Annotated in this window: 8 protein-coding genes; 6 read left to right on the plus strand and 2 right to left on the minus strand. The window is 66.0% G+C overall.

Translation table 11 applies throughout. The annotated features are described in order from the left end of the window. The first annotated feature begins 61 nt into the window (after positions 1 to 61). Together AC6RV7_RS11010 and AC6RV7_RS11015 are read left to right on the plus strand one after the other, a co-directional pair. On the plus strand, positions 62 to 574 hold the full coding sequence (locus AC6RV7_RS11010; protein WP_500094026.1) for a hypothetical protein: 513 nt from the start codon (positions 62 to 64) through the stop codon (positions 572 to 574). A 96-nt stretch (positions 575 to 670) separates the two neighbouring features. Beyond that, on the plus strand, positions 671 to 2,386 hold the full coding sequence (locus tag AC6RV7_RS11015) for an HDOD domain-containing protein (RefSeq protein WP_500094027.1): 1,716 nt from the start codon (positions 671 to 673) through the stop codon (positions 2,384 to 2,386). Between the two features lie 15 nt (positions 2,387 to 2,401). Here AC6RV7_RS11015 and AC6RV7_RS11020 read toward each other — a convergent pair whose 3' ends face one another. Continuing rightward, positions 2,402 to 4,606: an FUSC family protein gene (locus tag AC6RV7_RS11020; protein ID WP_500094028.1), complete on the minus strand. Its 2,205-nt coding sequence runs from the start codon at positions 4,604 to 4,606 to the stop codon at positions 2,402 to 2,404. 33 nt (positions 4,607 to 4,639) lie between these two features. Beyond that, positions 4,640 to 5,728: a tRNA 2-thiouridine(34) synthase MnmA gene (mnmA, locus tag AC6RV7_RS11025; protein WP_500094029.1), complete on the minus strand. Its 1,089-nt coding sequence runs from the start codon at positions 5,726 to 5,728 to the stop codon at positions 4,640 to 4,642. Positions 5,729 to 5,914: 186 nt separating this feature from the next. Between mnmA and AC6RV7_RS11030 the strand changes: the two genes are divergently transcribed. The 4 genes from AC6RV7_RS11030 to tpiA all read left to right on the plus strand — a co-directional run bounded on the left by AC6RV7_RS11030 (position 5,915) and on the right by tpiA (position 11,860). After that, positions 5,915 to 8,365, plus strand: coding sequence for an alpha-amylase family glycosyl hydrolase (locus tag AC6RV7_RS11030; RefSeq protein WP_500094030.1), 2,451 nt, complete (start codon positions 5,915 to 5,917; stop codon positions 8,363 to 8,365). 147 nt (positions 8,366 to 8,512) lie between these two features. After that, on the plus strand, positions 8,513 to 9,559 hold the full coding sequence (gene gap / locus AC6RV7_RS11035; RefSeq protein WP_500094031.1) for a type I glyceraldehyde-3-phosphate dehydrogenase: 1,047 nt from the start codon (positions 8,513 to 8,515) through the stop codon (positions 9,557 to 9,559). Between the two features lie 144 nt (positions 9,560 to 9,703). After that, on the plus strand, positions 9,704 to 10,984 hold the full coding sequence (gene pgk, locus AC6RV7_RS11040; RefSeq protein ID WP_500094032.1) for a phosphoglycerate kinase: 1,281 nt from the start codon (positions 9,704 to 9,706) through the stop codon (positions 10,982 to 10,984). A gap of 105 nt (positions 10,985 to 11,089) precedes the next feature. After that, complete coding sequence (gene tpiA / locus AC6RV7_RS11045; RefSeq protein ID WP_500094033.1) at positions 11,090 to 11,860, plus strand: triose-phosphate isomerase; 771 nt, start codon at positions 11,090 to 11,092, stop codon at positions 11,858 to 11,860. Positions 11,861 to 11,999 lie beyond the last annotated feature (139 nt).

An 11,999-nucleotide genomic window follows, 5' to 3' on the forward strand; every position in this document is an offset into this window, starting at 1 on the left:
CGCACGGGCGAACGGTATGGAGTTGGCAAGCGGCGGCGAATTCCCCGATATGAAAGCCCCCATGAAGCTCACCTCACTGTCCCTGCTGGTTCTCGTCTTCACGCTGCTGGCCGGCTGCAAGCCGAAGGCGCCGGAGGTTACCGATCTGCAACGCAAGGAGGCGGCGAATCTCGTCAGCGAGGCGCAGTTCGCGATCACGTTGCGCGATCTTGCCCGCGCGGAGCCGTTGCTCGCGAAGGCGGCCCAGCTCGCCCCGGACACCGCTGAATACTGGGTCAACCTCGGCGCGATCCGCCGGCGAATGGACAACAAGTCCGGGGCGAAGCAGGCTTATGAGCAGGCGCTGAAGGCCTACCGCGCCGACCAGGACGACAAGAAGGACGAGATCCGGATCGAAGGTATTTTGCAGGAGGTTCACGTGCTCGCGTTGCTCGGCCGCGCCGACGATGCCCGCACGCGGTTGGAGAAGGCGTTGAAAAAGGAGCCGGAGAACCGGATTCTCAAACGCTTCGCCGAGGACCGTCAGCTCGACCGCATGCTCGAGGATCCTGGATTCAAGGACGTCGCGCTCTAGCCGGTCGCCGGCGGGGTTTGGGATTCAGTTTTCCGTTTTGGGGCCGATGGAGAAGCAGGGCCGCCATGCCGGCGCCCTCACCCCGGGTTCGGCACCATGGCTTACATTCTCCTCGTTGATCCTGCCGACGTCGCGCGCAAGGCGATGAAGGGGATTCTTGCGCGTGGCGGACACCGCTTGGCGGCGGTCGCGACGGTGGCCGAGGCGTGGGACTTCCTGCAGCGCAATCCGGCGGTCGATCTGATCTTCGTCGAATTGAAACTGGAGGGCGAAAGCGGTTTGAGCCTGGTCGAGCAATTGCGGGCCGACTGCCTGCTGCAAGCGATGCCGGTCGTGATCTACACGGCCGCCGGCGATCGCGACTCAGTCCGGCGTGCGATGGAGCTGAAGGTGCAGAACTTCCTCGTCAAACCGTATCACGACGAGCCGATCCTTGCCGAAGTGCGCAAGGCCCTCGTGGCGGCGTGGCGCAACACGCATTTCGAGGAGGAGAAGTCGTTCTGCACGCTGATGGGTTACACGCCGGAAACCCTGCATCGCGAACTCGCGCGCCTGCAGGATGCGGTGGAAGCGGTGCTGCCGGTCCTGCAGGCGCATCTCGCCAACCGCGCGGTCGCGGCGATCATGGCCAATCTCGGCGCCCTCTCCGCGCAGGCGGAGGCGGTGGGGGCCTGGGGCGTGGTCGAGGTGACCGCCCGGCTGCGCGCGGGGGCCGAGGGCCACGCGTGGAATGCTTTTCCGGATACGCTGCGCCGGCTCGAGTTCGCCGGCCGCTTGATCTTCCGTCACCTGGACCACGCCACGGTGCCGCCGGATTTCGTGACCGACGAAGAACGCGGGGAGACGGAGCTGGCGGCGCGGCGGGCGCACTGGCTGAATGCCGCGGCGGAATCCCGGTTGCCGGTCCTGGCTTGGAAGGAACTCGCCGCGCAACTGGAGGCGCTGGCGGGCTGTCCGGTGATCGACACCGCGGCCGCCTCGTTCCAGATGTCAGCGACGGGCAAGCCGTCCAGCCTCGCGCCGTTGATGGACCTGGCCGAGAAGGATCCCGGGCTCGCGGCGCACCTGTTGATCGCGGCCAATCGGGCGCGGGGCAACGAGGACCTCGATCCCGAGCCGGTGGAGAATCCGCGTATCGCGGTGAGTCTGCTCGGGGAGCGGAAACTCGCGGCGATGAGCGGCACCGTCCTGATCGCCGAGGAGAAATGGATGAGCTTTCCTCCCTGCACGTGGACGAATTTCTGGATGTTCCAGATGGGCGTCGCGCGCATGGCGCGCTACACGTGCCGCTACCTCGAATTCAACAGCCTCGAATCGCGGGCGTATTTCGCCGGCCTGCTCCATGACATCGGGAAGCTGCTCCTGCTGCACCTGCATCCGTTCGGATTCGAGGCGGTGCTCGACTATTCGCGTCGCGAGCAGGTGCCGCTGTCGGTCGCCGAGCAGGCGTTTCTCGGAGCGACCACGCGCGAGATGGCGGGCCACTTCGCGAAAGCACACGGCTTGCGGTCGAGCTACGGGAATGTGATGCGGTGGGTCGACGACCCGCAGCAGTGTCCGGTGGAGGACGCCGTGCTGGTGGCGAGCGTGTCGCTGGCACGCGAGCTCTGTCGCCAGAACCGCGTCGGCTGGAGCGGTGAGGCGTTGCGCGACCAACCCCGGCCGATCGCGGAGACGCCCGGCTGGACCATTTTGCGCGAGCGGATTTTTCCGAGTTTCAACCTGGAGAAATTCGAGGCAGAGGCGCACGCGGAGTGCCGCGAACTCAAGCAAATGTTACACGGGCGGTTCGGCTTGGCGGCGCCGGCCTGAGCCCGCGGGTGCCGGTCAAGGCGCGGGGGCAACCGGCCGGACGGTCGGAGGGGGCGGTTCGATTTTCTCCGCGAGCTCGAGCGCGACGAGCATCGCGCCCAGCTCGGTCGCGATCGAGGCGCATTGCGCGATGACAGCGTGCTCGCGCGGATCGGAAAAACGCTCCTTGGTGCGGGCCGCGAGTTCGTTGACGGCCGCGGTCGGTCGCGGGAGCGCCGGCGCCGTGCCGCCGTCAAGCTGCGCAGCGAGTGTATCCAGAATTCCGATCGCCAGCTCCGCGCCCCGGGCCAGGGGTTGGAGCCGCAGCGGCCGGCCGGCGGCGAGGTGCAGGGCGAGCACGGTGAAGGCCCGCGTCAGCCGCTGGTTGCCGTTGGCGAGCGCGGCGAGTTCCTCGAGGCGATCCTGCCGCCGCTGCGGGTCGGCCGACATGCGCTGCAGCGAGGAGAACGCGACGCCGTTGGCGGCCTCGGCGCGGCGTTTCGCGGCGATCACCGCGGCATCGTAGCCGCCGCCTTCGGCGAAACGCTGGGCGATCAGCTGGAGATAGTCGCGGTTGGCGCGGAGGGCGGCGGCGAGGAACGCCGGCAGCCGCTCGCGTTCCCAGAGCGGCAGGAAAAACAGCGCGCCCAGCAGCGCGAGCGCTCCGCCGGCCAGGGTGGTGGCGAACCGTTCGATGCCGAACCAGATCGTGAGCGGTTCGCGCGCCTCGGTGAGCAGGACGACGAACAGCGTGACGAAGAAAACCGCGACGGTGTAGCGGCGCCGCAGGAAAAACGCGAAAAGGAACATCGTGAGGCTGGTGCCGGCGGCGACGAGCGCGGCCGGCGGTTGCAGCCATAGGAGGATGCTCGCGAAGGCGCTGCCGGCCACGGTGCCGAGCACGCGCTGGCCCGCGCGCTGGCGCGTGGTGCCATAGTCGGGCTGGAGCACGATCGCGGCCGTGAGCGGCAGCCAGTAACCGTGCGGCCAGCCCCCGAGTTTGAAGATGGCGATCCCGACCATGGTGAGCACGACGCTGCGCAGCGTGAAGCGAAGGAGGACGGGATTCACGCGCGGGCTCAGGTTCAGCGCCGACGCGAGCGGCCGCAGTTTCCAGGTTTGCAGATCGAAGAGCTCGAGCGAAAACGCGGCGCGTTCGTCGGCGCGGTCCACCGTGGCGCGCAGCGTGGTCTGCACCTCCGGCAGGTGCAGCTCGATCTGGCGGAGGATCTGACGCAGATGCGTCTCCGCCGCGGGATCGACGAGCCGGTGAGCCACGTTGGCCTCGAACGAACGCAGCAGATTGGTCAACCGGCGGAGACGAACCTCAAAGAACGCGAGATGGGCCGGCTGGCGCGAGACGATGGTCACCGCAACGCTGCGCGAGGTGTTGGTGAGCGAGGTGAGCAACGGACTCAGCGCCTCGGCGAGCCACGAGGATTTTTCGACGGTGGTGGCGTTTTCGAGGGCGAAATTCAACGCGACGACGCGCGTGGAGAGCCGCGCCGCCGCGAGATTGAGCGCGTCGAGATGGCGGTGGAGCGGCGTGCGTTTTTTCGAGACCGAGCTGTCGAGCGCGGCGTAGGTGTGATCGAGCGTGGTGCGCAGCGCGGCCTCGAGTTCGTGGACCCGGCGGTCGCGTTCCTCCGGTTCGGCGGGTCCCAGGGCGGCGAACAAGTCCGCCACCGCCAGCCAGCTGTCGGCGACCGCGCGGCGCAGCGGATGTTGCGGGCGGATCGGCCAGTGCGAGACCTGCAGCGCAAAACCCCACAGCCCGCCGGCGACGGCGGCGAGGCCGTGGTGTCCGCCGAGGCCGGGCGTGGCCGGCGCGCTCAGAGAAATGACGAACAGCACCATCGACGAAATCGCGAGCGACGTGCCGTAGTCCGGCAGCAGGTGCCGCCACGCGCCGCCGATGAGGGCGACGAGACCGCCCAGGACAATTGACCAGCCGAGATGATCCGAAGTCATTCCGCCGATGGTGGCGGCAGCGGTGAGGACGATCACGGAGGCGAGCAGCACGCCAAGCCGCAGGGTGTAGGCGCCGCGCACGTCGATCATCGCCACGTGTTGCGCGGCGAGCGCCACGAAGGCGACGTTGAGCGGAAGCAGGTTCGCGGCGGCGAGCATCAGCGGCACCGTCACGGCCACCGTCGCCCGACCCGCCCGCGCGAGATCCGGCCGCAGGGATTCCTGCTCGAAAAAACGTTGCACGCGGGTGACGAGGGCGGCGCGATTCATCGAAGGGAAGCGATTCACGCGCAAAGCCGTGACCTACACGTAAACGGCGCCGCCGAGCAGCCGCGGGCCTTCGTGAAACGCCAGAATCTGCCCGCTCGCGAGCCCGCGCTGGGGTTCGCGAAACCGGATGAGCGCGGTGCCGCCCGCCTCAGGTTCGAAGTCGAGCGGAACGCGCGGATCGCGGTAGCGCACGCGGCCTTCGAGAGAGCACGCACGGGTGAGCGGTTCCCCGATCCAGCTCAGGGAATGCACGCGCACCTCGCGTTGGAAAAGTCCGGGCGCGTCAGGCGAATCGAAGGCGACGAGCAGCGCGCGATCGGCGGCGCGTTTGCCGACGACGACGTAGGCCTGGTGATCGGTGTTGGACGGAATGCCGATGCCTTTGCGTTGTCCGAGCGTGTAGAAATGCAGTCCGCGATGGCGGCCGAGCTCGCGGCCGTCGGTGGCGCGCACGATGGGCCCGGGCGCGTCCGGGACGTAGGCGCGCAGGAAATCCTGCATCTTCACCTCGCCGATGAAGCAAATGCCCTGGCTGTCCTTTTTGTCGGCGGTGACGAGTCCGGCTTCGTGCGCAATGCGGCGGAGTTCGGGTTTCGGCAAATGTCCGATCGGAAAACGCGCGTCGTGGAGCTGCTCCTGCGACAGGAGCGCGAGGAAATAGGATTGGTCCTTGTTCGGGTCCGCGCCTTCGAGGAGCGAAAAGCTCGCGCTCTCCGCGCTGGTGGGGATGCGCTGCGCGTAGTGGCCGGTGGCGACGGCGGAGAAGCCGTGGTCGCGCGCCCAGGCGCGGAACACGCCGAACTTGATTTCCCGGTTGCACATGATGTCCGGGTTGGGCGTGAGACCGCGCGCGTAGCCGTCGAGCAGGTAGGCCACGACGCGCTCGCGGTATTCGCGCATCAGATTCACGACGCGAAACTCGATCCCGATCTGCTCCGCGACGCGGCGGGCGTCCTCGATGTCCTGCTGCCACGGGCAATGGCCGATGATCTGGTCCTCGTTGATCCAGTTCTTCATGTAGGCGCCCACGACGTCGAAGCCCTGCTGTTTGAGCAGCAGCGCGGCGACGGAACTGTCCACTCCGCCGGACATGGCGACGAGGATCTTTTCGGAGCTGGCCACGGGCCAAGACGACGCGGGCGCGCGGGGCTTTGTCAAATCTCCGCATCTGGCGCTGCGGTGCGGCTCGAGGATTGGCGGGCGGAATGCGATAAACGGCGCGCGCTGCCGGAGCAGGCGCGGACCGGCGACAAATTTGGCGATTTCCACTTGTCGCTCGTGCGGCGCGGGGGATGCTAGCAGATCCACATGTCGACCGCCGCTCCTCGCATCGTCCGCGCCTGGCTTGAATCTTTGAGTTCGGGCGTGGTGGAGCTGGATCGCGACTGGCGCGCGGCACGGCCGCCGCAGTTCACGATGGGCGGGCATTGCCCGGCGCCCGGTGGACTCGCGCCGGCGTCGACGGTCGCGGTGGGCCGGGCGTTCGGCTACGTGGTGCGTGGTGCGGAGATTGTCTTTCTGCTCGCCGATTGCGATCGCGCCGGCCTGGACCTGAAACGCGACTCGGTTTATCTCGCCGGCGATTTCAACGGCTGGCAGACCGCGGTCGGATCGGCGGAGTGGTGGATGCAGCCCACGGAGATCGAGGGCGAGAAAGTCTACGCGTGGACGGGGCCCGCGGAGCCGTTCCTCAAGCCGCCCGGGCAACGCTTCAAATTCGTCACCGGCGAGCACCACTGGTTGAGCCTGCCGGACGACGCGCCGAATGCAGTGCGCGACGACACGGGCAACGTGAATCGGGCGATCGACCCGCACCGCACCGGGCGGCACCTGTGGCAGTTTACCTGCCCGATGCTGGTCGATCTCGCGGAACCGCTGGCCGTCGGTTGGGCCTCCGCGCCCGCGGCCACGGCCGTGCCCGTCGTGCCGGGGCGGTTCTTCTACGATTTGAAAACCGACCTGCCGCTCGGAGCGCTCGTGCGGGAACGGGAGACGGTTTTCCGCCTGTTTGCACCGCGGGCGAGGGCGGTGACGGTCTTCTTTTGCGACGATCTGGCGAAGCAGGATCAGGCGGTGTTCCGGCCGCTGCGGCGGCGCGCGGGTGCAGATGGCGCGGCCGGAGTTTGGGAAGCGATCGTCGACCGCAACCTGCATGGCCGGTTCTATTGGTATGTCGTCGACGGCGTGCGCGACGGGGCGGGGCGGTTCGATCCGACGATGAAGGTGCTCGATCCGTATGCGCTGGCGACCGTGGGCCGGGAAGGGCCGGGCGTCGTGCTCGACCGCGCGTGGATCGGCGAAGGCGACCGGCGCTTCCGTCCGCCGCCGTGGCACGATCTGGTGATCGTCGAGGCGCACGTGCGCGATCTCGCTGCCAACGCGCCCATCGCGGCCACGGCGGCGGAGCGGCGGGGCTTTGCAGGGCTGACGAAATGGGTGGAGAGCCCCGATTTCCATCTGCACCGGCTCGGCGCGAACTGCGTCGAACTGCAGCCGGTGCAGGAATTCGATAACCGCGAGGACGCGGAGTATCACTGGGGCTACATGACGAACAACTTCTTCGCGCTCGAGAGCAGCTATGCGCTCGCGCCGGCGAAGGCGTCGGGCGTGCGCGAGTTCCAGGAACTCGTGCGCGCATTTCACCGGCGGGGCATGGCGGTGCTGCTCGACGTGGTTTTCAATCACGTCGGCGAGCCCGCGCACCTGATGTTCATCGACCGGCTGTATTACTTCGAACAGGACGCGCACGGCAACCTGGCCAACTGGAGCGGCTGCGGCAACGACCTGCGGGCGGGTTCCGCGATGGCGAAGCGCCTGATCATCGACGCGTGCGTGCACCTGATCGAGGCGTATGGCATCGACGGCTTCCGTTTCGACCTCGCCGAATTGCTCGGCGTCGACGTGCTGAGGGACATCGAGCGGGCGCTGAAACGCGTGAAACCCGACGTGATCCTGATCGCCGAGCCGTGGAGTTTCCGCGGGCACATCGCTGGCGCGCTGCGCGACACGGGATGGGCGTCATGGAACGACGGATACCGCAATTTCGTCCGCGACTATGTCCGCGGCGCGGGCTCGCCGGCACGGATGGAGTATTACCTGAAAGGCTCGCCGTGGTATTTCGCGAAATGGCCGGCGCAGACGGTGAACTACACCGAGTCGCACGACGACCGCGTCTGGATCGACCTGATCACCGAGAATCCGAATTACAACGGGCAGGAGCCGACGTGGAACGATCGCCGCCGCACGCACCTGATGGCGGCGCTGCTGTTCATGTCGGTTGGTATTCCGATGATTTCGGCCGGGCAGGATTTTCTCCGTTCGAAGCACGGGGTGAGCAACACCTACCTCCGCGGCGATCTGAACGCGCTCGATTACGACCGGGCGATCCGCTACCTGGGGACGCACGCGTATTTCGCGGAATGGATCGCGTTCCGACGCGGCGACCGTGGACGGCTGCTCCGGCACTTCGCGCGCGCGAGCGAGGGCTTTTTCCGTTTCTTCTTCGTGCCGGATTCGCCGGCGTTGGCGGCCGTTTACAACGCCGACCGCTCCCAAGGTTCCAGTCGCCTCCTGTTTGCGATCAATCCCGGAAACAGCGACGCGGTCATTGCGCTCGATCACGATACCGTCGCGGGACATTGGCGGCAACTTGCCAACGAGGAGCGTTTCCTGCCGCACGGCACGGGTCTTACCCAGCCGGTCACGGCGCGGCTGCTGGTGCCTGTGCTCGGTTGCGGGTTATGGGTTTGTGACAGTTGAGCCGCAAAAAACACGCGGATTATGCCAGTCTTTGCACAGCCAAAGACCTTGCATCGGTCCGGTGGGCTTGTTCATTCGACTATCCGCGCCTCGGCGCGGCCCGGTATCCTCAGTCAACTAACATAGCACTCAACGGAAAGTCCTACCATGGCAGTCAAAGTCGCAATCAATGGTTTCGGCCGCATCGGCCGCCTCGTTTTCCGCGCGTTGGTCGAGCAGGGCCTGCTCGGATCGTCGCTCGATGTCGTCGCCGTCGGCGATATCGTGCCCGCGGATAACCTGGCTTATTTGCTGAAGTTTGACTCCACGCAGGGTCGTTTCAACGGCACCGTGGGCTCGAAGAAGTCCTCGCCGGACAAGGCCGACGACGACGTGCTCGTGGTCAACGGCAAGGAGATCCTCGTCGTCAGCGCGAAGACCCCGGCCGAGCTGCCTTGGGCGAAACTGGGCGTGCAACTCGTGATCGAGTCGACGGGCCTCTTCACCGACGCCGAGAAGGCCAAGGGCCACCTCGCCGCGGGCGCCAAGAAGGTCATCATTTCCGCCCCGGCGAAGGGCGAGGACATCACGGTCGTGATCGGCGTGAACGACGACAAGCTCGACGTCGCCAAGCACAACATCATCTCGAACGCGTCCTGCACCACGAACTGCCTCGCGCCGGTCGTGAAGGTGCTGCTCCAGGAAGGCTTCGGCGTCGAGGAAGGCCTCATGACGACCGTCCACGCCTACACCGCGACCCAGAAGACGGTCGACGGTCCCTCGAAGAAGGACTGGAAGGGCGGCCGCACCGCCGCGCAGAACATCATCCCGTCGACGACCGGCGCCGCCAAGGCCACCGCGCTCGTGCTGCCGGAAGTGAAGGGCAAGCTCACGGGCATGTCGCTGCGCGTGCCGGTTCCCACCGTCTCGGTGGTCGACCTCACCGTCCGCACGACGAAGGAAACGTCCTACAAGGAAATCTGCGCCGCCATGAAGAAGGCGAGCGAGACCTACCTGAAGGGCGTGCTGGCCTACACCGAGGACGAAGTCGTTTCGACGGACTTCATCCACGACAAGCACTCCTCGATCTTCGACGCCGGCGCCGGCATCGAGCTGAACAGCAAGTTCTTCAAGCTCGTCTCGTGGTATGACAACGAGTGGGGCTACTCGAACCGCGTGGTCGACCTGACCCAGAAGATCGCCGCCAAGCTGTAATCGCGGCTCCGCCGCTCAAAGCAGCGAGTAGCGAGTAGCGAGTAGCGAGCATCCACGCCCGCGATCGCTGCTTACTACTCGCTCTTTTTTTGGGGCCGATCCTACTCACTACTCGCTACCCGCTACTGGCTACTTTTCCGACCCATGCCCAAATTCAAATCCATCCGCGACCTCGATCTCGCCGGCAAACGCGTCTTCATCCGCGTGGACTTCAACGTCCCGCAGGACAAGGCCACCGGCGCGATCACCAACAACGCCCGCATCGTCGCCGCGTTGCCCACGATCAATTACGCGCTCGAGAAAGGCGCGGCGGTCGTCCTCGCCAGCCATCTCGGCCGCCCCGACGGCAAGAAGAACGCGAAGTTTTCGCTCAAACCCGTCGCCGACGAACTCGCGAAACTGCTCAACAAGCCGGTGAAGTTCCTCGACGACTGCGTCGGTCCCGCGGTCGAAGCCGCCTGCGCGCCCGGCGCGCTCAAGGCCGGCGAGGTCGTGCTGCTCGAAAACCTCCGCTTCCACATCGAGGAAGAAGGCAAGGTGAAGGAGAAGCAGGCCGACGGCACCGAAAAGTCCATCAAGGCCGATCCGAAGGCCGTCGAAGCCTTCCGCGCTTCCCTCTCGAAGCTGGCCGATGTCTACGTCAACGACGCCTTCGGCACCGCGCACCGCGCGCACAGCTCGATGGTCGGCGTGCAACTTAAAGACAAGGCCGCGGGTTTCCTCATGCAGGCCGAACTCGATGCCTTCGCGAAGGTGATCGACAATCCCGCGCGTCCGCTCCTCGCGATTCTCGGCGGCGCCAAGATCGCCGACAAGATTCCGCTCATCAATAACCTCCTCGAAAAAGCCAACGAGATCATCATCAGCGGCGGCATGGCCTTCACCTTCAAGAAGGTCCTCGAAGGCATGGAAATCGGCACGAGTCTCTTCGATCCGGAAGGCGCGAAGATCGCGAAAGAACTCTTCGACAAGGCCAAGGCCAAGGGCGTGACGATTACGCTGCCCGTCGATTTCGTGACGGCGGACCGTTTCCCCGGCTCCGCGGACGACATTGCCGCGGTGCAAACCGGCGTGGCCACCGACAAGGAAGGCATTCCCGCCAACTGGATGGGTCTCGATGCCGGCCCGAAGAGCCGCGAGCTGTTCGCGCAGGTGATCGGCCGCGCCAAGACGATCGTGTGGAACGGTCCCGCGGGCGTGTTCGAAGTCGACAAGTTTGCCGAGGGCACGAAGGCCATGGCCGACGCGATCGCGAAAGCGACGGCGGCGGGCGCGGTTACCGTGGTCGGCGGCGGCGACACCGCCACGGCGGCGAAAAAATTCAAGGTCGCGAAAGTCGTGACGCACTGCTCCACCGGCGGCGGCGCCAGCCTCGAACTCCTCGAAGGCAAAGTGCTCCCCGGCGTGGCGTTCCTCGAAAACTGATCCAGCCCAAGCGCAAAGGCGCGAAGAACTGCCAAGGATCGCAAAGGGCTCTTCGCGAAACTTGGCAATCTTTGCGTCTTCGCGCTTAACTCCTCCTCACCAATTATGAATCCCCGCAAGAAACTCATCGCCGGAAACTGGAAGATGAACAAGACGAACGGCGATGCCGTTTCGCTCGTTAACGAGATCGTGGCCGCGACCGGCAAGATCAACGACGTCGAGATCGTCGTGTGCCCGCCGTTCACCTCGCTCGACGCCGTGGGCAAGGCCCTCGACGGCTCGACCGTGAAGCTCGGTGCGCAGAACATGCACCCCGAGGCGAACGGCGCGTTCACCGGCGAGATCTCGGCGCCGATGCTGCGTTCGCTGTTCGCGACGCACGTCATCCTCGGTCACAGCGAGCGCCGGGCGTATTTCGGGGAGGACGATGCCTTCATTAACAAGAAGGTCCTCAGCGCGCTGAAGAACCAGCTGAAGCCGATCCTCTGCGTCGGCGAAACCCTCGCCGAACGCGAGGCGGGTTCGACACTCAAGGTCGTGCAGACGCAGCTCGAAGCCGGCCTCGAAGGCGTGAGCAAGGAGCAGGCGCCCACGGTCGTGATCGCGTATGAGCCCGTCTGGGCGATCGGCACCGGCAAGGTGGCGACCACGGATCAGGCGCAGGAAGTGCACGCGTTCATCCGCAACCTGCTCACGAAGCTCTTCACCGAGCCCGTCGCTCAAAAAGTGCGCGTGCTCTACGGCGGCTCGATGAAGCCGGCGAACGCGCCCGAACTGCTCGCGCAAAAAGACATCGACGGAGGCCTGATCGGCGGAGCTGCGCTGGAGTCGCGCAGCTTTATCGAGTTGATCAACGCCGCGGCCGCCGCCAATTAAGTCGCGCCATTAATTTGGTTGTAGATCCCTCGAGCGACGCGCGAAAGCGCGTCGCTTTTTTTATGCACAACGGTCCGCGGGCGATGGCTCTTCCCGCGCGTTTGCCGGCAGTTCCCCCGCAGTTTCGCATCCCTTCCCG

It is taken from the genome of Opitutus sp. sgz309028, from assembly GCF_059821195.1.

Coding starts and splice junctions, on each gene's coding strand:
- AC6RV7_RS11010 (WP_500094026.1), top strand. CDS start 62: ATGAAGCTCACCTCACTGTCCCTGCTGGTTCTCGTCTTCACGCTGCTG.
- AC6RV7_RS11015 (WP_500094027.1), top strand. CDS start 671: ATGGCTTACATTCTCCTCGTTGATCCTGCCGACGTCGCGCGCAAGGCG.
- AC6RV7_RS11020 (WP_500094028.1), bottom strand. CDS start 4,606: ATGAATCGCGCCGCCCTCGTCACCCGCGTGCAACGTTTTTTCGAGCAG.
- AC6RV7_RS11030 (WP_500094030.1), top strand. CDS start 5,915: ATGTCGACCGCCGCTCCTCGCATCGTCCGCGCCTGGCTTGAATCTTTG.
- gap (WP_500094031.1), top strand. CDS start 8,513: ATGGCAGTCAAAGTCGCAATCAATGGTTTCGGCCGCATCGGCCGCCTC.
- pgk (WP_500094032.1), top strand. CDS start 9,704: ATGCCCAAATTCAAATCCATCCGCGACCTCGATCTCGCCGGCAAACGC.
- tpiA (WP_500094033.1), top strand. CDS start 11,090: ATGAATCCCCGCAAGAAACTCATCGCCGGAAACTGGAAGATGAACAAG.